The organism is Phenylobacterium sp., from assembly GCF_004799395.1.
Lineage (GTDB): Bacteria > Pseudomonadota > Alphaproteobacteria > Caulobacterales > Caulobacteraceae > Phenylobacterium.
In genome coordinates this window covers 14115-33605 of the sequence record NZ_SSMZ01000262.1, presented here as the reverse complement: position 1 = coordinate 33605, position 19491 = coordinate 14115, and the positions used below count along the sequence as shown (strand labels likewise).

General features: G+C 67.3%; 17 protein-coding genes. 10 read left to right on the top strand and 7 right to left on the bottom strand.

Annotation, left to right across the window (positions count from 1 at the left end; translation table 11 throughout):
* Nucleotides 1-80: 80 nt before the first annotated feature.
* The 4 genes from E8A12_RS16745 to E8A12_RS16730 are packed head-to-tail and all read right to left on the bottom strand — an operon-like array spanning nt 81 to nt 1315.
* The gene (locus E8A12_RS16745) at nt 81-302 is read right to left on the bottom strand and encodes a hypothetical protein (protein ID WP_293370877.1); all 222 of its coding nucleotides are present in this window, start codon (nt 300-302) and stop codon (nt 81-83) included.
* A complete protein-coding gene (locus E8A12_RS16740; RefSeq protein ID WP_293370875.1) occupies nt 299-493 on the bottom strand; it encodes a hypothetical protein in 195 nt (64 codons plus the stop codon). Before E8A12_RS16740 ends, E8A12_RS16745 begins: the two co-directional genes overlap by 4 nt.
* A complete protein-coding gene (locus tag E8A12_RS16735; RefSeq protein ID WP_293370873.1) occupies nt 490-849 on the bottom strand; it encodes a hypothetical protein in 360 nt (119 codons plus the stop codon). The genes E8A12_RS16740 and E8A12_RS16735 overlap by 4 nt, the downstream gene beginning before the upstream one ends.
* Nucleotide 850: 1 nt before the next feature.
* Nucleotides 851-1315, bottom strand: a complete 465-nt coding sequence (locus tag E8A12_RS16730) for a hypothetical protein (protein ID WP_293370871.1) — start codon at nt 1313-1315, stop codon at nt 851-853.
* Between the two features lie 415 nt (nt 1316-1730).
* Here E8A12_RS16730 and kdpA point away from each other — a divergent pair, with 415 nt between their 5' ends.
* From kdpA to E8A12_RS16700, 6 genes are all read left to right on the top strand, one after another.
* Nucleotides 1731-3443, top strand: a complete 1713-nt coding sequence (gene kdpA / locus E8A12_RS16725) for a potassium-transporting ATPase subunit KdpA (protein WP_293370869.1) — start codon at nt 1731-1733, stop codon at nt 3441-3443.
* 32 nt (nt 3444-3475) lie between these two features.
* Nucleotides 3476-5539, top strand: a complete 2064-nt coding sequence (gene kdpB / locus E8A12_RS16720) for a potassium-transporting ATPase subunit KdpB (protein ID WP_293370867.1) — start codon at nt 3476-3478, stop codon at nt 5537-5539.
* Between the two features lie 188 nt (nt 5540-5727).
* Entirely contained in the window at nt 5728-6321 is a 594-nt protein-coding gene (kdpC, locus tag E8A12_RS16715; RefSeq protein WP_293370865.1) for a potassium-transporting ATPase subunit KdpC, read from the top strand.
* 43 nt (nt 6322-6364) lie between these two features.
* Entirely contained in the window at nt 6365-9055 is a 2691-nt protein-coding gene (locus E8A12_RS16710; protein ID WP_293370863.1) for a sensor histidine kinase KdpD, read from the top strand.
* Entirely contained in the window at nt 9052-9774 is a 723-nt protein-coding gene (locus E8A12_RS16705; RefSeq protein WP_293370861.1) for a response regulator, read from the top strand. The genes E8A12_RS16710 and E8A12_RS16705 overlap by 4 nt, the downstream gene beginning before the upstream one ends.
* Nucleotides 9775-9918: 144 nt before the next feature.
* Complete coding sequence (locus E8A12_RS16700; RefSeq protein ID WP_293370859.1) at nt 9919-12336, top strand: TonB-dependent receptor; 2418 nt, start codon at nt 9919-9921, stop codon at nt 12334-12336.
* A gap of 214 nt (nt 12337-12550) precedes the next feature.
* On the opposite strand, the gene E8A12_RS16695 is transcribed toward E8A12_RS16700, so the two are convergent.
* Complete coding sequence (locus E8A12_RS16695; RefSeq protein WP_293370857.1) at nt 12551-12994, bottom strand: hypothetical protein; 444 nt, start codon at nt 12992-12994, stop codon at nt 12551-12553.
* Between the two features lie 316 nt (nt 12995-13310).
* Between E8A12_RS16695 and E8A12_RS16690 the strand changes: the two genes are divergently transcribed.
* Entirely contained in the window at nt 13311-14024 is a 714-nt protein-coding gene (locus E8A12_RS16690) for a response regulator transcription factor (RefSeq protein WP_293370855.1), read from the top strand.
* A 110-nt stretch (nt 14025-14134) separates the two neighbouring features.
* On the opposite strand, the gene E8A12_RS16685 is transcribed toward E8A12_RS16690, so the two are convergent.
* On the bottom strand, nt 14135-14542 hold the full coding sequence (locus E8A12_RS16685) for a heavy metal-binding domain-containing protein (protein WP_293370853.1): 408 nt from the start codon (nt 14540-14542) through the stop codon (nt 14135-14137).
* A gap of 434 nt (nt 14543-14976) precedes the next feature.
* Here E8A12_RS16685 and E8A12_RS16680 point away from each other — a divergent pair, with 434 nt between their 5' ends.
* From E8A12_RS16680 to E8A12_RS16670, 3 genes are all read left to right on the top strand, one after another.
* A complete protein-coding gene (locus E8A12_RS16680) occupies nt 14977-16698 on the top strand; it encodes an outer membrane beta-barrel protein (protein ID WP_293370851.1) in 1722 nt (573 codons plus the stop codon).
* A gap of 44 nt (nt 16699-16742) precedes the next feature.
* Nucleotides 16743-17396, top strand: coding sequence for a TetR-like C-terminal domain-containing protein (locus E8A12_RS16675; RefSeq protein ID WP_293370849.1), 654 nt, complete (start codon nt 16743-16745; stop codon nt 17394-17396).
* 149 nt (nt 17397-17545) lie between these two features.
* A complete protein-coding gene (locus tag E8A12_RS16670) occupies nt 17546-18016 on the top strand; it encodes a hypothetical protein (RefSeq protein ID WP_293370847.1) in 471 nt (156 codons plus the stop codon).
* Between the two features lie 37 nt (nt 18017-18053).
* Here the strand turns inward: E8A12_RS16670 and E8A12_RS16665 are convergent, their stop codons facing one another.
* A complete protein-coding gene (locus tag E8A12_RS16665; protein ID WP_293370845.1) occupies nt 18054-18914 on the bottom strand; it encodes a DUF4118 domain-containing protein in 861 nt (286 codons plus the stop codon).
* Between the last annotated feature and the right edge of the window lie 577 nt (nt 18915-19491).

The following is a 19491-nucleotide window of genomic DNA, read 5'->3' as shown; positions in this document are numbered from 1 at the left end:
GGCGGCGGCCCGCGCCGCGGTGGCCACCTTCCGCGCCCTGGGCGGCGGCTGGCGTCAGGACAGCTAGGACGGCGCCTGCGTCAGATCTGCGGGGCGCCGGGGTGCGCAGCCTGAGGCGCGTCAGGCGCCGGATGACGGGGCTCGGAGCGCAAAAGGGTGGCCGCCAGGACCAGACCCAGGGCGATCAGCGCCAGGATCCAGTCCCGCAGGAAGATGGCCCTGCGCCTGGCCAGGAACCGATCGCAGGGCGAGAGGTCGCTCCGGGTCAGGCTCGGCGCCGGTCCTTGTGAAGGGGACCTCATCTGACCGACTCCGCCGACGTGGTCGCTGGGGACGCGGGCGGTTTGCTGCGGTCAGGGCTCAGGACGCCGACGACGATCGCGATGGCGAAAGCCACCAGCACCAGCGGCCAGTGACGGGCCAAGGCTCTGCGATGCGCGACCTTGAGCCTGGCGTACCAGGCCTCGTAGGAGCTGGAGGCGCGAGGCGTCATCGGCCCGCGCCTCCGACCACGCGCAGCTTGGGTTCGGGCGGGGCGACATAGGCCCCGGCCGGCGGGGTGAAGCAGTGCATTTCCTGGACCTCGGACTGCACCACCACCACGCCGAGGGTCCCGGCCTTGGCCTGCTCGCGCGCCTGGCCGCAAGCGAAACGCACGGCGTCGTCCAGGCTGGCGAAGGCGCCCGCGTCCTCATCGTTCAGCTGCACGCGCCAGCGGCCGAGCCGCTGGTCGACAACGAACTTCGTCGAGCGCGCCGGGCGGACAACATCGCCCACGGCCGCCGCGTCGTCCTCGTCATTGCGGACCGGCCGCAGGCCCAGCATCCACAGATCGGAAGCCGGGATCATCTCAGGCGGCCTGCTTCAGCGGCGCCTGGTAAAGCCGGCGCGCCACGTGGAGCTCGCGCCGCTGGCCGTGGTGGCATTCCTCGACCGCGTAGCCGAAGCTTTTCAGGAGCCGGTGGATGGGGTCGGCGCGGAAGGCCAGCACGCGGGGCAGGGGCGACTGGAACACCAGCGCGCCGCCTTCGCGGACGTGGGGGCCCGTGAGCAGCAGGTTCTGCAGGGTGGCTTCATCGCAGGTGTGGGCGACGATCAGGGCGTCGGGCTGCTCATGCGGGCCGGCGCCGGGACGCAGATAGCCGACCTGTTCGTAGCCGTGCCGACAAAGCCAGAGCATGGCCGACAGGCCGCTGGAGCCGGTCACGCGGATCAGGCTCGATTTGGTGACGTGCGCCCGCTCAAGCAGCGATATAAGGGGATCGCTGCTGAGCAGGCCGGAAGACGAATCTTTGGGCGACGGCTCTTGGGACATCGAACTCGGAACTCCATGGTCGGGGGCGAACGGCGCCTCCTGGAATGCCCGCATTTTCGCGCGGCCGGCCGTAAGCGTTCGATACCGAAGACGACCCGCCGGATAAGCAAAACGTCAAGGATCGGGCTCGCGCCCCGGCTGGCAGAACCCTTATACTTCCTTGATATCGATCAACGTGCTTCCGCATGGCGTCCTTACGCCCAGGCTTAGTAGGTTCCCCCTCTAGCTTTCCGGTGGAGCGGCCCAATGCTCGACATCCTCTACATTCTCGGCGGCGTCGCCATCTTCGTGGTCTTCGCGGCCTACGCCTACAGCCTGAGGCGCATCTGATGCTCGCAAACATCATCTGGGGCGTCGGCGCCCTCGTCATCGGCGCCTACATGGTGGTCGCCCTCCTAAAGCCGGAGAAGTTCTGATGAACGGTCAGGGCTGGGCGGAGATCGCCCTTACGCTCGCCGTCACGGTCGCGCTCGCGTGGCCGCTCGGCATCTACATGGCCCGCGTCTGGCAGGGCGAGAAGACCTGGCTCGACCCGGTGCTGAAGCCCGTCGAACGGCTGGTCTACGCCGGCTGCGGCGTGAAGCCCGACAAGGGCCAGAACTGGATCGCCTACGCCATGAGCTTCCTGGCGTTCAGCGTCGCCAGCTTCGTGGTGCTGTACCTGATCCTGCGATTCCAGAACTTCCTGCCGCTCAATCCGCAGGGCTTCCCCGGCTGCTCGCCGGACCTGGCGTTCAACACCGCGATCAGCTTCATCACCAACACCAACTGGCAGTCCTATGTGCCGGAGACGACGCTCTCGACCTTCTCGCAGATGGCTGGGCTGACCTCGCACAACTTCCTTTCGGCCGCCGCGGGCATCGCGGTCGCCGCCGCCCTGGCGCGCGCCTTCGCCGCCAACCGCAGCGAGAACCTGGGCGACTTCTGGGTCGATCTGACCCGGATCAGCCTCTACATCCTGCTGCCGTTCTCGATCGTCATCGCCCTGGTCTTCGTGGCGTTGGGCGAGCCGCAGACGCTGGCGGCCAACGCCATCGCCCACACGGTGGAAGGCGGCAAGCAGACCATCGCCCTGTTCCCCGTCGCCAGCCAGGAAGCCATCAAGCAGTTCGGCACCAACGGCGGCGGCCTGTTCAACGTCAATTCCGCCCATCCGTTCGAAAACCCCAATGCGATCACGAACTTCATCGAGATCGTGATCATGAACGTCCTCAGCTACGCCTGCGCCGTCGCCTTCGGGCGGATCGTCCTGGCTCGCAAGGACGCCCGCGCCCTGGTGGCGGTGATGGCGATCTTCGTGTTCACCGCCGCAGCCGTAGTCTACGCCGCCGAGACCCAGCCCGCGCCGGCCCTGGTCGCCGCCCACGCCGACGCCTCGGTCAACATGGAAGGCAAGGAGGTCCGCTTCGGCGCGCCTTCGACGGCGATCTGGGTCGCGGCCACCACTGGCGCGTCCGACGGCGGCGTCAACGCCATGCACGACAGCTTCATGCCGCTGGCCGGCGGCATGGCGATGTTCATGATCCAGCTCGGCGAGATCGTCCCCGGCGGCGTCGGTTCAGGCCTCTACGGGATGATTGTGCTGGCGCTCATCGCGGTCTTCGTGGCCGGCCTGATGGTCGGACGCACGCCGGAATACCTGGGCAAGAAGGTCGAGGCGCGAGAGGTGAAGTACGCCATGCTGGCGGTGCTGATCCTGACGGTCTCGATCCTGGGCTTCGCCGGCGTCGCCGCGGTGGTTCCGGTGGCCCTGAAGGGCCTGGCCAATCCGGGTCCGCACGGCCTGTCGGAGATCCTCTACGCCTACTCGTCGGCCACGGGGAACAACGGCTCGGCCTTCGCGGGCCTCTCGGCCAACACACCCTATTGGAACGCCACGCTCGGCGTCGCCATGCTGTTGGGCCGCTTCGCCTATGCCATTCCGGTGCTGGCCATCGCCGGCTCCATGGCGATGAAGCCCAAGCTGGGCGCCACTGCCGGCACGTTCCCCACGGACGGGCCGCTGTTCATCGGCCTGCTGATCGGGGTGATCCTGATCATGGGCGGCCTGCAGTACTTCCCCGCCCTCGCCCTCGGCCCGATCGTCGAGCACTTCCAGGTGCTCAACGCCGTCGCCGCGGCCCGCTGAAACCCCCCGTTGAAAGCTTTGGGGATCATCACATGACCACCGCAACCGCACCTCTGGGTGAAGGCCGCCGCAAGGCCGCAACCCTTGTCGGCAGCTTCTCGGGGCCGATCCTGGCCCGCGCGACCCGCGACTCCTTCGTCAAGCTCGATCCGCGCAAGCTGACCGGCAATCCGGTGATCTTCGCCACATGGATCGTCGCAGTCCTGGCGACCATGTCCACGGTCCTGGCGATCAAGGACGGCGGAGACTGGGCCTTCGCGCTACAGATCGCGCTCTGGCTCTGGGCCACCGTGCTGTTCGCCAACCTCGCCGAGAGCGTGGCTGAGGGCCGCGGCAAGGCCGCCGCCGACAGCTTGCGGGCCACGCGGGTGACCACCAAGGCCAAGCTGCTCAACGCCGCCGGCGCAGTCGTCCTCACGCCGGCCAATGAGCTGAAGGTCGGCCACGTCGTCCTCGTCGAGGCCGGCGACGTCGTCCCCTCGGACGGCGAGATCGTAGAAGGCATCGCCTCGGTCAACGAGGCCGCCATCACCGGCGAAAGCGCCCCGGTGATCCGCGAGAGCGGCGGCGACCGGTCCGCCGTGACCGGTGGCACCACCGTGGTGTCCGACTGGCTGAAGGTGCGTATCACTTCCGAGGCCGGCTCGACGTTCCTCGATCGGATGATCGCCATGGTCGAGGGCGCGGACCGCCGCAAGACGCCGAACGAGATCGCGCTCGCTGTGCTGCTGGCCGGCCTGACGCTGATCTTCCTGATCGCGGTGGTGACCCTGCTCGGGCTCGGCACCTATTCCGGCGTGAAGATCGACCCGATGGTGCTGGGTGCGCTCTTCATCTGCCTGATCCCGACCACCATCGGCGGCCTGCTTTCGGCGGTCGGCATCGCCGGCATGGACCGGCTGCTGAAGTTCAACGTTCTGGCCACCTCCGGCCGCGCCGTGGAGGCCGCCGGCGACGTCGACACCCTGCTGCTCGACAAGACCGGCACCATCACCTTCGGCAACCGCATGGCCACTGAGCTGATCGCCGCGCCGGGCGTGCGCCCGGAGATGATGCTGCGCGCGACCCTGCTGGCCTCGCTCGGCGACGAGACGCCGGAAGGCCGTTCCATCGTCGAACTGGCCCGCAACGAGGGCCTCGTCCTGGAAGCGCCGAAGGGCGCCACGGTGATCCCGTTCAGCGCCACCACCCGCCAGTCCGGCCTGGACGCCGACGGCAGCAAGTGGCGCAAGGGCGCCGTCGATGCGGTCCTCAAGGACGCCGGGCTCGAAGCCAGTCAGGCGCCCGCGGAATTCACCGCCGCCGTCGACCGGATCGCCCGCTCGGGGGGCACGCCCCTGGCGGTCTCCGAGAACGGCATCCTGTTCGGGGTCATCCATCTGAAAGACGTGGTGAAGCCGGGCGTGAAGGAGCGTTTCGCCGACCTGCGCCGCATGGGCCTTCGTACGGTGATGATCACCGGCGACAATCCGGTCACCGCCGCGGCCATCGCCTCCGAAGCCGGCGTCGACGACTTCCTGGCCGAGGCGACGCCGGAGGACAAGTTGCGGCTGATGCGCGACGAGCAAGGCCGCGGCCGCCTGGTCGCCATGTGCGGCGACGGCGCCAACGACGCCCCGGCGCTCGCCCAAGCCGACGTCGGCGTGGCCATGCAGACCGGCGCCCAGGCCGCTCGCGAGGCCGGCAACATGGTCGACCTGGATAGCGATCCGACCAAGGTCATCGAGATCGTCGAGGTGGGTAAGCAGATGCTGATCACTCGCGGCGCGCTCACCACCTTCTCCATCGCCAACGACGTGGCCAAGTACTTCGCGATCATCCCGGCGCTGTTCGTCCTGACCCTGCCGGCCTTGGGCGCGCTCAACATCATGGGCCTGCACAGCCCGAAGAGCGCCATCCTGTCGGCGGTGATCTTCAACGCCCTGGTGATCGTCGCCCTGATCCCGCTGGCGCTTCGCGGGGTGAAGTATCAGGCGATCGGCGCCGGCCGGCTCCTGCAGCGCAACCTGCTGATCTACGGCATCGGTGGGGTTATCGTGCCCTTCATCGGTATCAAGCTGATCGACATCATCGTCTCCAGCGTGGGTCTGGCGTGATGACCCCGTCGTTCATTCCGCTGATCAAACCCTCACTTCTGCTCGCGCGCGCTCAGCCCCGCGCGGCGGAGGCGGCGGACGCCACCCCCCGTGCCCCGGGGCCCCCCCGGCGCCCGCCGCCGACTTCCAAGCCTGCCGAACGCGCCAGCGTCGCGGTCCCCCTCAAGGCGACGTTCTAGGAGCCCGCCATGTTCGCCCAAATCCGTCCCGCCATCGTCGCCACCCTGTTCTTCACCCTGCTGCTCGGCGTGATCTATCCGCTGGTCATCACCGGCATCGCCCATGTGGCCTTCCCGGCCCAGGCCGGCGGCAGCCTGATCCGCGACGCCAAGGGCCAGGTGATCGGCTCCTCGCTGATCGCCCAGAACTTCGCCAAGCCACAGTATCTGCATCCGCGTCCGTCGGCGGCCGGCAACGACGGCTACGACGCCTCCAACTCCTCCGGCTCGAACCTGGGCCCGCTCAATCCCGATCTGGCCAAGCGCATCGCCAAGGACACAGCGGGACTGCAGAGCGAGGGCGCCGGTCCCGTTCCGGCCGACGCGGTCACCACCTCGGGTTCGGGCCTGGATCCCGACATCTCGCCCGCCAACGCCCATCGCCAGGCGGCTCGGGTCGCGGCGGCCCGGGGCGTCCCGGTGGGCGAGGTCGAGCGCGCGATCGCCGCCAACACGACCGACGCCTGGCTGGGGATCTTCGGCCAACCGCACGTCAACGTGCTAAAGACCAATCTCGCGCTGGACGCGGCGGCTCCGGCTCGTCCCACACCGCCGGCCAGCTAGCCCATGGACGTCGAGATTGAGGCGCCGACATGCGGGAGCGGCGATGACGACCACCGACGAACCGCGCCGGCCTGACCCCGAGGCGCTCCTCGCCGCCGCCAACAAGGCGCGGCGCGGGCGCCTCAAGGTGTTTCTCGGCATGGCGCCGGGCGTAGGCAAGACCTACGAGATGCTGCGCACCGCCAGGCGACGCAAGGCCGAGGGCGACGACGTCGTGATCGGCGTCGTCGAAAGCCACGGTCGGCGCGAGACCGAGGCCCTGCTGCGCGGCCTGGAGGTGCTGCCGCGCAAACCCATCGAGTACAAAGCTCGGACCCTCATGGAGTTCGACATCGACGGTGCGCTCGCTCGCCGGCCGAAGCTGCTGATCGTCGACGAGTACGCCCACTCCAACGCGCCAGGCTCGCGCCACCCAAAACGCTGGCAGGATGTCGAAGAGCTGCTGGGCGCCGGCATCGACATCTGGACCACGCTGAACGTCCAGCACCTGGAAAGCCTGGTGGACGTGGTGCTGCGCATCACCGGCGTGCGCCAGCGCGAAACCGTTCCGGACTCGGCTCTGTCCCGCGCCGACGACATCGAGCTCGTCGACATCACGCCGGATGAGCTTCGCGCACGGCTGGCCGACGGCAAGGTCTATGTGCCTGAGACCGCCCGGCTCGCGGCGGACAACTTCTTCAAGCCCGAGAACCTCACGGCGCTGCGCGAACTCGCGCTACGCCGCATGGCCCAGACCGTCGACGATCAGCTGATCGCCACCATGCGAGAGAAAGGCGTCGAGGGCCCGTGGGCGGCCGGCGAGCGCATCGTTGTCCTGGTCGGCGGCGACGCCATGGCGAGCGCCCTGGTGCGCACGGCCCGGCGCCTCTCGGACATGATGATGGACGCGCCCTGGACTGTCGCCCACGTCGAGCGCCCCAATCAGAAACCGCCTTCGCCGGCGGCTCAAGGCCGGCTCAGCGAGGCGCTGAAGCTGGCTGAGCAGTTGGGCGGATCGACGGTCGTGCTGACCGGCGATGACGTGGTGGCCTCGGTGATGGCTTATGCGCGGCGCAACAACGTCACCCAGATCGTGATCGGCAAGTCGCGCGACAGCCGCCTGCGCGAGCTGCTCGGGCGCACCCTGGCCACGGCGCTGCTGCGCCAGGCGCGAGGCGCCGCGGTCCACGTGGTCACCGAGCGTGGGGTGGACGACGGCAAGGCGCCTCTGGTGGACATGCCGCCGTTCAGCCTTGCCGGCTGGCGCGGCCACGCCGGCGCCCTGGTCCTCGTGGCGGTCACCGGCGCCATCGCCGGCCTGCTCGACCAGTTCGCCACGGGCGCCAACCTGGCGATGATCTTCCTGCTGAGCGTGCTGGGCGCGGGCCTGGCGTTCGGCCTCTGGCCGGCGGTCACCGCCGCAGCCGCCGCGGCGCTCGCCTACAACTTCTTCTTCCTCGAGCCGCGCCTGTCCTTCGTGATTGGCCATCCCACCGATGTGCTGACCTTCGCGGTCTTCTTCGTGGTGGCCATGACCACCGGCTGGCTGACCGGACGCGTCCGCGACCAGTCCCTGAGGACCTCGGCCCGGGCCTCGGCGATCGCCGCATTGCTGGCGTCGAGCCGACGGCTTTCGGGGTCCGCGACCCGTGACGACACCGCCCACGCCCTGGCCGACCAGATCTCCGCCGCCGGAAACGCCAAGGCCATCGTGCTGCTGCCGCAGGGCGAGGAGATCGTGCCGGTGGCCGGCGCCCCCGTGCTCGAAGACCTGGGCGCCGCCGCCATGGCCGCCGCCCGCTGGGCCTGGGAGAAGGGCGAGGCGGCCGGCTCCGGGACCGGCACCCTGCCGCAGACCAGCTGGACCTTCTGGCCGCTGCAGGGGGTGCGCAACCGCGTTGGCGTCGCCGGCGTGGAGGCCAACATGCTGAGGCCCGGTTCGGACGAGGAGAAGCTGGTCCTGGCGCTGCTCGACCAGGGCGCGGTCGCCCTGGAGCGCGCCGACCTGGCGCTCGCCGCCGTCGAGGCGGAGACCCTGCGCCGCTCGGATCGCTTCCGCGCCGCCCTGCTGAACTCCATCAGCCACGACCTGCGTACGCCGCTCTCGACGGTGCTGGGCTCGACCACCACCATGATCGAATATGGCGAAGGCATGCCGCCGGCCACCCGCGCCGACCTGCTGCAGAGCGTCCGCGAGGAGGCCGAACGCCTCAACCGCTATGTCGGCAACCTCCTGGACATGACACGGCTTGAAGGCGGCGGCTTGAATATCCGCGAAGATTGGATCGACGTCCGCGACGTGCTGATGGGCGCCGCGGAACGGGTCTCGCGCCGACTTGGAAAACGACATATCGAGCGGGACTTCCCGCCGGACCTGCCGCCGGTCAGGCTTGACCCGAACCTGTTGGAGCAGGCTGTGGTCAACATCCTGGAAAACGCCATCGCCTACAGTCCCGACGACACGGCGATCGATCTGGCCGCCTATGAGGACCGCAACAACGTGGTTATCAGTATCGAGGACGAGGGCAAGGGCATCCCCACCGCGGAGCTGGAACGCGTGTTCGAGAAGTTCCGCCGCATGGAGGAGCCGACCGACCGGACCAAGGGCGCAGGGCTCGGCCTGTCGATCTCGAAGGGCTTCATCGAGGCCATGGGCGGACGGATCGCGGCCGCCAGCCCGATCCACGGCGATCACGGCACTCGTGTGTTGATCAGCCTGCCGAAATCGCCGCAGAGGCCTGAGATCACCCCATGAGTGCGCACCACCCTCGCGTCCTGGTCATCGACGACGAGGCTCAGATCCATCGCTTCCTGCGCGCGGCGCTGGAGGCCGCCGGGTTCGAGCCGCTGCGGGCCGACACCGGCGCCGAAGGCCTGCGGGAGATCGCCCGCGCCGCGCCGGACGCCGTGGTCCTCGACCTTGGGCTGCCGGACATGGACGGACGCCAGGTCCTGATCAAGGCCCGCGAATTCTATCACGAGCCGATCATCATCCTGTCGGCCCGCGACCGGGAGACCGAGAAGATCGACGCGCTGGACAACGGCGCAAACGACTATGTGGAAAAGCCCTTCGGCGTCGGCGAATTGCTGGCGAGGCTTCGCGCGGCCTTGCGACAGCGCCTTCACGCCGGCGAGCCGCCGCCGCCCATCGTGAAATCGGGCACGCTGACGATCGATTTTCCGCGGCGTCTGGTCACCAAGGGCGACGAACTCGTGCACCTGTCGCCCAAGGAATACGACCTCCTAGCCAAGCTGGCGCAGAACGCCGGCAAGGTGATGCAGCACCGCGACCTGCTGATTTCGATCTGGGGACCGGCGCACGTCGAGGACACTCAGTACCTGCGGGTCTTCATCGGCCAGCTGCGGCAGAAGATCGAGGGCGACCCCTCCGAGCCGCAGGTGATCATGACCGAGCCTGGGATCGGCTACCGCTTCGTCACCGACGACATGTTCCGGATCCTGCCGCAGGCATGAAAACGCCGGCCGGCCTCAGCCGAAGGCAATGAGATCGGGCGCCTTATGTTCCGTTTATCACTCCTTGCACGGACACGAATGGAACCCTGACGCACCCCCCTGATACCGCCGTGTTGCACCGCAACAACGCGGCTGGGGGACGTCATGAATTCGCGCCGCAACACCACTATAGCCGCGCTGCTCAGCAGCACAGCGATCGCCTTCGCACCCACGGCCCACGCAGAGCCGGCCGCAGCCGCCGAGGGCTCCGCGGCGTCGGGCGCTGCCGATAGCGCCGACTCGGTCGCCGAGGTCATCGTGACGGCGGAAAAGCGCACCTCGACGGTGCAGGGGACGCCGGTCAGCATCTCCGCCGTCAGCGGCGCCGACCTGCAGGCCCGCGGCGTCGCCAACTTCACCAACCTGGCCCAGTCGACGCCCAGCGTCTCGCTGAAGAGCGAGGGTCCGGGGCAGACCGAGATCGAGCTGCGCGGCATGACCTCCAGCGGCGGGAACTCCGCGACGGTCGGCTTCTATCTCGACGACATCCCGATGACCGCCCCGGCGGGCGCGCAGAACGGCAAGGTGGTGATCGACCCCACACTCTACGATCTGAGCCGGGTGGAGATTCTGCGGGGACCGCAGGGGACCCTCTATGGCTCGGGATCGATGGGCGGCACAGTGCGGCTGATCACCATTCAGCCCGACCTGACCGGCTTTCATGTCTCCGCCCAGACTGTGCTTTCGGGCACCGAGGGCGGCGGCTTCAACCACACCGACAACGTCATGCTGAACATCCCTCTGGTCCAGGACAAGCTGGCGCTTCGCCTGGTGGGCACGGAGGCCTACACCAGCGGCTGGATCGATCGGATCGTGGCCGGGAATTATCCGCTGCCCAGCGTGGACGGCTCGACCCGTGGGAACGTCGCGGCTGCACCGGTTCTGAAGGACTACAAGGGCGCCAACGACGAACAGGCCTATGCCGTGCGCGCGACCCTCCTGTGGGCGCCGACCGAGGACCTGACGGTCACGCCCTCCATTTTCTACCAGACCAGCAAGCAGAATGGGATCAGCGCCTACGACAGCGATCCTGGGACCGAGGCGCACTACCAGCCGTTCGACATCGCCGAGCCGCTGACCGACAGCATCGCGGTCTTCGCCTTGAATGTGAACTACAGCTTCGACGCCTTCGAGGTGACGTCCAGCACGGCGCAATGGAACCGCAAGTCGACGCAGATCGAAGACGGCAGCGAGGATTTCAATAACCCGAACACCGGTGCGACCTTCGCCTCCAACAACGGCCTGCCGAATCCCGGCTACTTCGGCCCGACGGGGAGCGGCATGGTCTCCGGCAAGGAGGACGATCCGTCCCACCAGTTCAGCGAGGAGCTGCGCATCGCCTCCAAGGGCGACGGCAAATTGAAGTGGGTCGGCGGCGTCTACTACAGCGACTTCAGCGCCAAGTGGCAGTTCGACGGGATCACCTCCAACCCGTCGGCCTACATGGACCTGGGCACCTTCGCGCCTGCCACCACCACTCAGTGGTTCATCGCCCGGTCGCCCACCGAGCTCAAGCAGTACGCGGTGTTCGGCGAGGGAACCTACGCCCTCACCGATCAGCTCAAGGCGACGCTAGGGCTGCGCTGGTACAGCTACGACTACCACTTCTCATCTTCGATCAGCGGCTGGGGCTCGGGAATGGGCGCGGCGACGCCGTCAGTGTCGGGCCTCATCCGGCAGTCGGAGAACGGCCTCAACCCGAAGTTCGACCTTTCCTACACCTTCGACAGCGACCTGATGGTCTATGGGACCATCGCCCGAGGCTCGCGGCCCGGCGGCGGCAACGCTGTCTATCCGGTGACCGGTCCCTACTGGAGCGCGGTCTTCGCGCCCTACAACTTCCCCGGCGGCAAGTGGCCGACCAGCTACCAGCCGGACTCGGTCTGGAGCTACGAAGCGGGCGAGAAGGCGCGGTTCTTCGACCGCCGCCTGATCGTCAACGCCAGCCTCTATTACGAGGACTGGAAAAACATCCAGCTCGAGGCGCTGCCCGGCGACTGGGCGCTCAACATCAACGGCAATAAGGCCACCATCTACGGCGGGGAGATCGAGTCCCGCGCCGTCCTGGGCGGCGGCTTCCAGCTGGACGCCTCCTTGGGTCTGACCCATGCCTGGGTGGATCCCGGCCCGCACTGGCAGATTACACCGCTCGACAAGCTGTCGGACGTGGCGCCGGTGAACGGCAACCTCGGGCTCAGCTATTCGAAGGACCTGACCGCGAAGTACACCTTCACGGCCCGGGCGGAGAGCGCCTACGTCGGCCGGCGCTACTCGCTCGCCTTCCCGTTCGGGTTCTCGCTGAACGGCAAGTACATCCAACTGCCGGACTATGACCTGACCAACATCCGCGCCGGGATCCAGTCGACGGACGGCTGGGGCGCTTCGCTATTCGCCAACAACCTGTTCAACAAGCACGCCCAGCTGGAGAGCCTGTTCCAGGAGACGCTGCCCGCTGCGTCGTTCAATCGGATCGTCACCAACCAGCCGCTTACGGTCGGGATCGACCTGACCTATCGCTACTGACCCAGGCGCCGGCGAGTTCCCGGTCCGCCGGGAGCTCGCCCGACCCGCCGCGCCGCCGGTTCAGAGATGTAGATACCGCGTGCTGGCGACGCCCGCGATGAACAGCAGGAAGAGACACCAGGCGAAGGCCCGGGCGCGCCGCCGGTGTAACATCAGCCGATCGTAGGGCGTGCGGCTGCGATGGGTGTTCTGCCGGACCGGAGACCCCGCGATGTCACGCAGCCTTGCACATCGCAGAATCGCGGCGGCGCGCGATGATCAGCGCTCGGCGGGCGCCGTTGAGGCGCCGTTCCGTGATGAAGCCGGCCTGGTCGAGCAGCCACTCGATCCCCAGCGCGCAGCCTTCGGATTCCAGGCGGTGCTGAAAGACGAAGACGCCGCCGGGACGCACTTGCCGGCCGACGGCCAGGAGGCGCTTGAGCGTGATCTCGTCGCAGGTGTGGGCGACGAGGACGGCGTCCGGCTCAAGGCGCGGCGCGTTCGCCCCCGACCAGCCATAGCCGACACCCTCATAGCCGTGCCGACGAAGCCAAAGGAGACCTGCGAGCGCGCCGTCTCCCGTCACCCGGATGACGCTCGACCGGGTGATCCCGGCCCCATCAAGTAGGGTGGTGAGCATGGCGGCCCGGGAGGTGCAGCGCGCTGCGGATTTCGGCATGGACGCCCTCAACAGATGGAGCCCAGCTCCGACCCGTCCCAATGTCCCACGCGGGCGCATAAGACCTCCATTCGGATCAGCAGCGGCCGCCGTAAGCGAGACATCAAGGCAATCGGGGATTTGTGGCGGCGCACGGACGCCGGACGGGCGCGTGGCTCACCTCTCGGGGCGCATCTTTATGAAATGCTGATCTCTTTCGGGCCGATTCCGAATGGTCTCCTTAGCTGCGCAGACCGTATCAGAGACCTTGCCATGGATGCGCGAGGTTGGTCCGAGATGCCGGTCGCCATTCCCGCCGCGAACCCGCCGGAGGCGCATGCATAAGCTGCGAATCCTGGTCGTCGATGATGAGCCGCAGATCCATCGGTTCCTGGGTCCTGCGCTCAACGCCGCCGGCTATGAGCCGGCCCGCGCGGACAACGGCCGCCAGGCCCTGGCGGAGATCGCGCGGCGCCCGCCGGACGCCGTCGTGCTCGACCTCGGGCTCCCCGACATCGATGGGCAGGAGGTGCTCCGCAAGGCGCGTGAATTCTACGATGGCCCGGTCGTCATTCTATCGGCCCGTGACCGGGAGATGGAGAAGATCGAGGCGCTCGACTCTGGCGCCGACGACTATGTCGAAAAGCCATTCCGGGTGGGCGAGCTCCTGGCGCGCCTCCGGGTGATTATCCGCCGCCACGCCCGGCAGACCGACGCGTCGCCGGCCATCGTGCAGAGCGGCGACCTCACCATCGACATTCCGCGCCGGCTGGTCAGTCGCGCCGGCGAGCCGGTCCACCTGTCCCCGAAGGAATATGAGCTACTCATCAAACTCGCGGAAGCGGACGGCAAGGTGCTGACCCACAAGGAATTGCTGATCTCGCTCTGGGGGCCGGCGCACGGACAGGACATGCAGTACCTGCGCGTGTTCATTGGCCAGCTTCGCCAGAAGATCGAGGCTGATCCCTCCGCGCCCAAGTTGATCCGCACCCTGCCCGGGATTGGCTATCGGCTGATGGTCGACGAGGCGATCCGCCACTCCGGCGCCTAGGTCGCCGCGGCGCGCGGTTGCCAAGGCCAACCCGGTGTGGCGAGCGTGGGGCTCGCCACACCGGTCCCAAGCCGCGCCCCGGGAGGGGGTGGGTGCGGCTCGCTCGCGGGCTATTTCGGAGTGGCTGCGAGTTGCGCAGCTACGCGCCCCGAGCCGCTCAGCACCGCGGCGTCGCCCCTGGCCACCGTCTGATAGAGGCAGGGGTTGGGTAGGCCGTTCTTGATGTAGTGTTGGTACGATTGGGCCACGTCGACCCGGACGTTCACCAGTCCGGTGGCGCCCATGGAAGAGGCCTTCTCGCTCAGCCGGGCGAGCGCGGCCGAACGCGCCTCCGTCGAATCCGTCCGGCACTCCCGCACGCGGACGGGACCGATCACCCGCTCGGTCGGCGGCGTGGCCGCGGCGACCTCATAGATCGGCAAGGCGCCCATCTGCGCCGCAATGGCGGGCGCGGCAAATGAAAGGGTCCCAGCGAGTAGGGTCGCGGCGGGGGCGCAAAGCTTCATGTCGAAACGCACAGCGTAGTTCCTTCTTGGCTCAGAGGGCCTCGCAAGTCCCGAGGCTTTCAATACCCATAATGGGTCATTAACGCCCACTATGCCGTAAGGTAGGACTCAAGAACAACCCCGGCGCCGACGTCCCAGAAATCCACTAAATTACGGTAATAATTACACTTTAGATCGTTTGCTTATGGCTCCCTTACGAGGTGTGGGTAAAGACCTCATTGTTCCTTTATGGGCCTCTCGCCTATTCCCGCCGCACCAAAATGGGCAGCTATAGTCTAAGGCAATCGCCACCCTCTTTACGGGTGTGGCGAGGACTGAGCTGAGGCGGTGCGAACCGAACGAGGTGTGGCCGCCAACCCAAGCCATCGGGTGACGCCGGGATTCAACCCGGCTCAATCAGCGCCGCGGCTGTGCTCGGCGGCGCAATTACAGAGGCGTGAAAATCTATGTTGAACTTGAAAGACGAGCCGAAGTCGCAGGCGAAGGCCGAGCGTTTCTGTCGGGGCGCGAGCAGCCTTGCGGCCTTGGCGACGGCCTTTGCAATCGGCGCGGTCGCGGACGCCGCGAGAGCCGACCCAGCGCCGCCGGCGAATGCGGCCGCTGCGCTCTCGGCGGGATCGCACGCGGTCGATACCGACGCCGCTATGCCGTCGACATATACGGTCGATGCGGTCAATGCCGCGATCGGGACCAATCCCGTCGAGCGCTTCATCAAATACTATGGCGCCGAATGGGGTCAGGCGGGGGCGCCGACCGACCCCAAGGCCCCGGCCTCGACAAAGGAGGGCTGGACCGCGCCGCCGCAGAGCGCCCCGCCCATGCCGTTCACCGACTGGCCTTATGGCGCGAGCACACTGATCGGCAACAACCGCACCGCCTCCGTGGACAGCCCCCTGATGGTGGCGATCGCGCCGACCGGGCTTGGCAAGGCGATGGCAAGCGAAGGCATCCAAGCCTACGGCTGGGTGGACGTGGGTGGCAACCTCAGCACCAGCAGCCGCAAGTTCGGCAATGCGCCCGCGGCCTACGACTTCACCCCGAACACGGTGCAGATGGACCAAGCCGTGATCTATCTGGAGCGCGCGCCTGACACTGTGCAGACCGATCACGTCGACTGGGGGTTCAGGCTGTCAGCCATATACGGGACCGACTACCGCTACACCACCTCCTACGGCGTCGCGAGCTACCAGCTCCTCAAGCGCAACGACACCTACGGCTATGATTTCCCGATGGTCTACGGGGAGCTCTACATTCCCCAAGTCGCCGACGGCCTGATGATCCGCGTCGGGCGGTACATCTCCGTGCCGGACATCGAGGCGCAGCTCGCACCGAACAACTACATGTACTCGCACTCGATGGGCTATTCTTTCGACAACTACACCAACGAGGGGATCCAGGGGACGCTGGCGGTCAACAAGAACGTCATGCTGCAGCTCGGTGTGAACGTCGGAACTGAGGCCGCGATCTGGCATGTGGGTACGAAGATTCCGAACCCGGACCCCAATCCGCTGTTCCCCGAGACCACGATGCTGAAGGATCCGGGCGCTACGCCGTCACTGACGGCCTGCGCGCGCTTCCAAAGCAATTCAGGTCATGACAATGCTTACTTCTGTGCAGACGGCATCAATAAAGGATCCTGGGGATACAATAATCTTCAGTGGTATGGATTTACTTACTATCACAAATTCAACGATAAATTCCATGTTTCGTTCGAAGCGTACGATACATTTGAAAACAACGTTCCGAACGTCAACAATCCGATAGCCGCAACGGCGATCGCCAACGGCGGCACTCCGTTCTCGCCGCAATATGTCCCGTTCAACGCACCCGACGGCGCGCAGTGCCGGGACGCGGCGGCCCTCTCCTGCCGCTCGAACACCTATGCGGTGCTCGCCTACTGGAACTACCAGCCGACCCCGCGCGACAACATCTCCCTGCGGACGGAATGGTTCGATGACACGGTGGGCCAAAGGACCGGCGTCGCGGCGGTCTACGAAGACCTAGGGATCGGCCTGCAGCATTGGTTGAGCCCGCAGATCGAGCTGCGGCCCGAAGTCACCTACTATTGGGCGAGCAAGCCGGCCTTCAACGGCGACGGCTTCGCCGGCATCGCGCCGAACAAGAAGACCGAGGCCGTGCTCTCCGGCGACATCATCTTCCACTTCTAGACGGCGATCGCCGCCCTCTCTTCGCGGCGCAGAAAGGAGGACTCATGCGTGTGGATGGTCGGCGGCGCAACAGCCGCGACGGGGGCGATCTGCTTCATGAACGGATACTGGGCGTCGCCGAGGAGATCGTTCGCCAGGAGGGCCTCGCGGCCCTGACCCTGGCGGCGATCGGGCGCGTCCTGCACATGCGGCCGGAAACGATCCTGCGCTACGTCCGCGACCTCGACGAGGTCTGCGACTCGGTCACGGCCTGCGCCCAGTCGGAATTGGCCGAACTCGTGGAGGGAGCGATTGGCGGCCGCCGCGGCCGGGCGGCGCTGGAGGCCCTGTTCGAATCCCAGCGGCTCTACGCCCAGGCGCAGCCCGGAATGTATGAGGCCGCCCTTCTGCGCCCGGCCAACTCAAGACCGGAAAGCGTTCGCGAGCAGGACGCGCTCACCCGGGCCGAATGCGCCGCCCTGCGCGCGTGCGGGGTGGCCGATCCCCACGCGGAGGCGCTGGCCTGGTGCTGCCGCGCCGCCGCCCACGGCGCGATCTGCCTCGAGGCCAGCGACCGCAGAAGCCGGCAGCAGCAGATCGATGAGAACTTCGACCGCCTGGTGAGCATCCTGGACGCGGCGGCGCGGTCGACAGCGCGGGCCACGACGAGCCTTTCCGTCATCCCCGGCTCAGAGACTCTGGCCCCGAGCCAGGCCTAGGTCTTCGCGCCCAGCGGTTGCGCCGCCGTATTGGGCGAAGCCCGCCCAGCACGGGCGCCGACCCCGCCAACGCCTGCGCCCTGGCCATCTCGGGCGGCGTCTGCAAGATGGGGTCTCGCTTTCAGGACCGGCGCCCAGCCAGGTGTGACATGGACGATCCCAACGCGGATATCTCGGTGCTCACGCGCTTGGAACTCTATTTCTCGATCCGCCAATTCACCCGCACCACTCGCCGCTTTGCCGAGATCTTCGCCTATGACTACGAGATGGTGATGATCTTCTTCGTGGTCGTGGAAGCCTGTTTCCAGGCCATTCTGAACCTTGGCGGCGCCTCGTCGGATCGAGACTCGATCGAGCAGATCTATCTGGAGTCCGCCTCAATCGGCGTCTCGCTGTTCGGCATCTCCGACGCCTCCGGCATCCCGCGCGAGACGGTGCGCCGCAAGGTCAAGGCCCTGACCGATCTGGGCTACGTGGCGGTCTCGGAGAAGACCAAGAACATCTACATTCCGATCTCGGCCTTCTTCGATCTGAACATCTTCGACGCGTTCCGGCTCTACGTCGCCGACATCGACCAGTTCGTGCGCACCTTGCAGTTCTACGCCAAGGACGACCGGTAAGCGGCTGAGCCGATCGGGTGAGGCGCTGTCTTGGCGCCTAGGACCGTGCGGTCCGCTTTGCGTCCGCCGCGCGCGCCGTGGCGGCCGAGAGATAGGCGGCTACCAGCTCCACCTGCCGGCTGGGGTTTTTCGGTCGGCCGCCGAACGCGTCCTCCAGCCTCACGCCCAGCACTAGGCGGTGGCTTGCCGGCGTCTGCACGGGCCAGAAGTCGAAGGTCGCCTGATCGAAGGGGTAGGTCTCGCCGCGCGTCGGCTTGTCATTGGCCAACGCCCAATGCGCGGCTTCCTCGTCCGCCGCGGAGAGGGTGGCGCCGCCGCCCGCGGCGGCCGGCCAGAGCTTCCCGGACTTCTCGGCCAGGACCACCGCCGGGGCGTCGAAAATCCGGCTGAGCGCCGCAGCCGCGGTCTTCAGCAGGGCGGACGGAGGCTCGGCCTCGATGACCGCGTGGGCAAGGCTGTGCAGCGCCTCGGCCTGCTGCGCCGCGCGGCGGGCCGCCAGCGCGCGGCTGCGCGATTGGGCGCCTACCGTGCTGGCGATGGCGGCCACCACCAGCAGCAGCGCCAGGGCCCAGACATCCGACGGACTGGCGACCCGGAAGGTGAAGCGCGGCTCGATGAAGAAGAAGTCGTCGATGGCGACGCTGAGCATGGCCGAGATCAGCGCCGGCCCCCAGCCAAAGCTGAGCGCCGCCACGATCACCGGCAGGACGAAGATCAGGGACAGGTTTGGCGTCGACACGAGGTGATCGACCACGAAGGCCACGAGACCGGCAGCCGCCACCAGCAGCAGGCACAGCCCGTAGCTAAGGGTGGTCGAAATCCGCGCCGGCGTTCCGGCGTCGGCCGCCGTGGCGTCCATCTCGGGAGATAGGATCGGAGCGGTGACATCGCTGGCCATGGAAGCCTCCTTTGCGGCCATGAAGCCGGCGTCTCATACGCCCCTTTCGCATAAGGGATCGATGTGGATTCGCGGTCCGCAGGTTCGCGTCGGCGGCGGTCGGGACCCATACGGCCCCGGGAATCTGGAGTCTTCGGGCGCGCATCGATCGAGAATGGGATTTATCGTTCGCGCTATCGCCTCAGGTTGCCGTCTTATTCCTTTGACCCGGAAGCGGAGGTTTGCGGCGAGGAAGCTCCTGGCGGAGCGCTCGGCGGGCTCGATGACGTCGCCGGCGGCGGCCCGGCGTTCGCCGATGGCGCGCGCTCGCCCGGCTCCAGGTAGAGCGAACTTTTCTTGCTGCAGGCGCTTGTCGCACACGCCACGACAAGGAGCGCGATCAGACCCGCGCGCATAGCCACCTCTTAGGAAATCCCGTCTTCATTCCATGTAGTGCGGTTCGCCCGATGGGGAAGTGGCATGGCCTGGAAAACGCTGGCCGCAGCCAAGGCGCGGTTCGGGCAGGGGCAAATCCGGGTCGAGATTTGCCCTGCCGTGGAGTTCCTGAAAGACTGCCGCGACAGCGGCGCGACCGCCT

Bases quoted from the DNA above. Each gene is read 5' to 3' on its own strand.
- E8A12_RS16745 (WP_293370877.1), bottom strand. From the start codon at position 302: ATGAGGTCCCCTTCACAAGGACCGGCGCCGAGCCTGACCCGGAGCGAC.
- E8A12_RS16740 (WP_293370875.1), bottom strand. From the start codon at position 493: ATGACGCCTCGCGCCTCCAGCTCCTACGAGGCCTGGTACGCCAGGCTC.
- E8A12_RS16735 (WP_293370873.1), bottom strand. From the start codon at position 849: ATGATCCCGGCTTCCGATCTGTGGATGCTGGGCCTGCGGCCGGTCCGC.
- E8A12_RS16730 (WP_293370871.1), bottom strand. From the start codon at position 1,315: ATGTCCCAAGAGCCGTCGCCCAAAGATTCGTCTTCCGGCCTGCTCAGC.
- kdpA (WP_293370869.1), top strand. From the start codon at position 1,731: ATGAACGGTCAGGGCTGGGCGGAGATCGCCCTTACGCTCGCCGTCACG.
- kdpB (WP_293370867.1), top strand. From the start codon at position 3,476: ATGACCACCGCAACCGCACCTCTGGGTGAAGGCCGCCGCAAGGCCGCA.
- kdpC (WP_293370865.1), top strand. From the start codon at position 5,728: ATGTTCGCCCAAATCCGTCCCGCCATCGTCGCCACCCTGTTCTTCACC.
- E8A12_RS16710 (WP_293370863.1), top strand. From the start codon at position 6,365: ATGACGACCACCGACGAACCGCGCCGGCCTGACCCCGAGGCGCTCCTC.
- E8A12_RS16705 (WP_293370861.1), top strand. From the start codon at position 9,052: ATGAGTGCGCACCACCCTCGCGTCCTGGTCATCGACGACGAGGCTCAG.
- E8A12_RS16700 (WP_293370859.1), top strand. From the start codon at position 9,919: ATGAATTCGCGCCGCAACACCACTATAGCCGCGCTGCTCAGCAGCACA.
- E8A12_RS16695 (WP_293370857.1), bottom strand. From the start codon at position 12,994: ATGCCGAAATCCGCAGCGCGCTGCACCTCCCGGGCCGCCATGCTCACC.
- E8A12_RS16690 (WP_293370855.1), top strand. From the start codon at position 13,311: ATGCATAAGCTGCGAATCCTGGTCGTCGATGATGAGCCGCAGATCCAT.
- E8A12_RS16680 (WP_293370851.1), top strand. From the start codon at position 14,977: ATGTTGAACTTGAAAGACGAGCCGAAGTCGCAGGCGAAGGCCGAGCGT.
- E8A12_RS16675 (WP_293370849.1), top strand. From the start codon at position 16,743: ATGCGTGTGGATGGTCGGCGGCGCAACAGCCGCGACGGGGGCGATCTG.
- E8A12_RS16670 (WP_293370847.1), top strand. From the start codon at position 17,546: ATGGACGATCCCAACGCGGATATCTCGGTGCTCACGCGCTTGGAACTC.
- E8A12_RS16665 (WP_293370845.1), bottom strand. From the start codon at position 18,914: ATGGCCAGCGATGTCACCGCTCCGATCCTATCTCCCGAGATGGACGCC.